Source organism: Corynebacterium sp., assembly GCF_043426755.1.
In the GTDB taxonomy this organism is placed as follows: Bacteria; Actinomycetota; Actinomycetes; order Mycobacteriales; family Mycobacteriaceae; genus Corynebacterium.
The window spans coordinates 1-3,139 of record NZ_JBHWRP010000047.1; the positions used below are offsets into that span (position 1 = coordinate 1).

Below are 3,139 nucleotides of genomic sequence, written 5' to 3' on the forward strand. Positions count from 1 at the left end.
TGTCGCGCTCAACAGAGGAATATTTGTCTGGCCCAATTTATTCCACCATGGCAGATAGGTTCATGCCTACTACCCTAGCGGGGCTACCACCCCGATGAACCTCCACCACCGGAGAAACCCGAGCTAAACGACGTATTTGTCGATGTTTGCGCCGCCTCATGGGCCGCGACATCCGAGCTATGCCAACTGGATAGCATGAAGAAAGGCACGTAATTGTTCACGCCGGTGCCCACGCGGTAGTCGGACTCGTAGAGGCGAGGAACGGTGCGCTCTGTCTTTCGCTTCACATCGTTGAATTCCTGCTCATCGATTGCATCCAGCACGATGGCAACATCGCTGAGCAATACGATAAAGCGATCTAGGAAGTCTTCGGCCTGAAGATCGCGGCGCAGCTCGTCGACATGCGTGATTTGGTCGCGCACGCGTTGGCGCAGCGAGTCCGAATCGACGGATGTCTCGGCGTCGACAAGGTCCTTCTTCATGTCGTCCAAGATCTGCAGGCGGGCCCCGGCATCGCCGTGTTCCACCTTGTACATCGTCTCAATATTGTCTTCAGCTGTGATGACCTGCAGGGTGGTTTCCTCGGCGGTGTTCAGCTCGTCGTAATGCGCGTAGAAAGTCTCGTCGTCAGAGCTGGACTGCAGGCCACGGAAGGATTGGACGGTGGTGTCTAGCTCAAGAAAACGATCGCGCACGTCTGCCCACTCGGCACGCATCTTCGAATTGGCTAAAGGTGAGGTCAGGGAGTGCGCGCGCACGTCGATGGCGTCGAGGCGCTGCGCCACGTCGGCGTAGTGCTCCATCACGTAGGCATAGTCGCTGCGGGCCTCTTCGATGCGTTCCTTGCGCTTCTTCCGCCGCGACGCCCACACCGCGGCGACTCCGCCGGCGACCAGAACTCCTAAGCCACCTCCCAGGAAGAGCGCGCCGTTCCTGTCCGCCACAGCGCGCTCTTCATGGTCTCGGGCAGCGGCGTCCATGTCACCAGCGTGGCGGACGCTGGCCAACATGGCGGTGGCTGTTTGTCCGTCGCGCAGATAGTCTTTCGCCGCCTCAATCGAGCCGTCTAGGTGCGCGCCCTCCCTGATGCCCAGCGCCTCGCACACATCCTCGCCGCAGTACACGCCGTTCATGCGGGGGTCGAAACCTACGGCGACGATCAAGCGCCCATCGGCAAAATGGTCGTCGTCAGGTGCGATGAGATCGGGGCGACGGTCGCGTGCAAATTCTTCGACGGTGTCGTTCAGGTTTTCGTCGTTCGTCCCAAACAGCAAGTAGTCGACGTGGCTCACTTCACCAGGCAAGCCTTGGTTGGCGGTCTCGTCGTAAAGCCGTTGCTCTTCAGCCGGGGTGAGCATGTCGTCCGCGTCCTCCACGGTAACTTCCGGGGCGGCTTGGGCCCAGGCGGGTAGTGGCGCGGAGAGGAGGATCGTGGCTGTTGCCGCGACGCACGCGAGACGTTTCATGAACGTGAGGGTAGCAAACCCTGCTCGATCACGTGGGCCGGTCCCGCACTCAGTGCCTCCGGATTTTCACCCACCAGACAATACGCATACGACACATCCTCACGCCGGCCCTGCAGCATGGGATTCAGGTACGGGTAGATCGGCGGGAGATTCGGGTGCGCGTCCGTAAAGGCGGTGGCCAGGCCTCGCGCATATCGTCCGGAGAAAGCACGGGTGCTTATCGACGATCCACCCGCCGCCAAGAGTTCACGGTTGAAAGGCGAGGTGCCCGCTTCGTCGGCAAGCAAAAACGCAGAACCACAGGCGACACTGCATGCCCCACCTGCAAGAAGCTGGGCGACATCCGCAGAGTTGCGTGCACCTCCGGCGGCGATCAGAGGCAGATCAGTAACTGCGGCGACGGACTGGAGAAGATCAGGCAGTGGGCGCGGGTCAGGTTCCTCGTCGATCGTCCAGGTACCGCGGTGCCCGCCAGCTTTAGGGCCTTGGACGATGAGGCGGTCGTTGCCTCGTCGAGAAGCGATGCCCGCATCGGTGGCGTTGGTCACTGTTGCCCAGGCCTCGGCACCACGGGTGTGCAGCGCGTCGATCTGCGCTGAGTGAAGGCTGCCGAACATTGTCGATACTGCAGCGGGCCCGTAACCTTCGCCGATAGCTGACAGGATGGCGGCGAACTTCGGCTCGAAGCCGTTGCTGAGCTCCACCGCGGGGACTTCAACGCCCAGCTCATCGGCCATGGCTTGGACAGCGTGACGGTCGGGAGCTTCTTCCTGCGGGCAGAACAGGTTCACCCCGTACGTGCCGTGGGTTCGCCGCATCTGATCCCGTGCCTCGTCCACGGAGCAGGTGCCAAGGGCGAGAAAACCGAAGTGGACGGCGTTGACAAGCTCGGGCGTGCTTGGCCCGCCGGCCATGGGCGCTGCGATGACGGTGGGCAGGTGCTGAATCATGGCCCCAGCATATGTGAAAGAATCAAGGCGTGTTTCAATTTCTCAAACGCATCTTTTCTCCCCAGCAGTCCAACCCCCTCGACGGCGTGCAGGCCGAATGGCTCGTGGTCGGTTTAGGCAATCCCGGAACAAAATACGCATCGACCAGGCACAACGTAGGTTATATGGCCTTGGACGAGTTGCTTGACGACGAAGCCCTGCGCCCTGTTTCCGGGGTGAAGGCCACGGTGTCGGTGCGCGACACGATGGTGCTGATGACCTCAACAACGTTTATGAATAACTCTGGGGAAGGCGTGGAACCGGTGGCTCGTGCGCTGGGGATCGAACCGGACCACATCATCGTGATCCACGATGAGCTTGATCTGCCGCCAGGCAAGGTCCGCCTCAAGCTGGGTGGTAATGAGAACGGGCATAACGGGTTGAAGTCGATCTCGGAACACCTGGGCACCCGTGATTATGTCCGGGTGCGGATCGGGATCGGCCGGCCGGATGCCGGACAACCAATACCTGAATGGGTGCTCAGCCCGGTCGACGGCGGGCCTGACTTCGACCAGCAGATCGCGCTGGCGGCCGAAACAGTCACCCTGATTGCGGAGGAAGGGCTGGCGAAGGCCCAAAACAAGGTGCATTCCCGGCACTGAAGATTAAATTTCCTTCACCTAACTTTCACTTCGGCCTCATAGTTGCTGACCAGCGCTTTTATGAATTTTAGGTGAACTCCAC

General features: G+C 60.7%; 3 protein-coding genes. 1 reads left to right on the forward strand and 2 read right to left on the reverse strand.

Annotated features, from left to right (window positions below; all coding sequences use genetic code 11):
- Nucleotides 1-83 precede the first annotated feature (83 nt).
- Both ACHFGA_RS04780 and ACHFGA_RS04785 read right to left on the reverse strand, forming a co-directional pair.
- Nucleotides 84-1,466 (reverse strand): DUF5129 domain-containing protein, encoded by a 1,383-nt coding sequence (locus tag ACHFGA_RS04780; RefSeq protein ID WP_394281282.1) that lies wholly within the window; start codon nucleotides 1,464-1,466, stop codon nucleotides 84-86.
- The gene (locus ACHFGA_RS04785; protein ID WP_394281283.1) at nucleotides 1,463-2,416 is read right to left on the reverse strand and encodes a nitronate monooxygenase; all 954 of its coding nucleotides are present in this window, start codon (nucleotides 2,414-2,416) and stop codon (nucleotides 1,463-1,465) included. Before ACHFGA_RS04785 ends, ACHFGA_RS04780 begins: the two co-directional genes overlap by 4 nt.
- A gap of 29 nt (nucleotides 2,417-2,445) precedes the next feature.
- Here ACHFGA_RS04785 and pth point away from each other — a divergent pair, with 29 nt between their 5' ends.
- The gene (pth, locus tag ACHFGA_RS04790) at nucleotides 2,446-3,057 is read left to right on the forward strand and encodes an aminoacyl-tRNA hydrolase (RefSeq protein WP_394281284.1); all 612 of its coding nucleotides are present in this window, start codon (nucleotides 2,446-2,448) and stop codon (nucleotides 3,055-3,057) included.
- The last annotated feature ends 82 nt before the right edge of the window (nucleotides 3,058-3,139 follow it).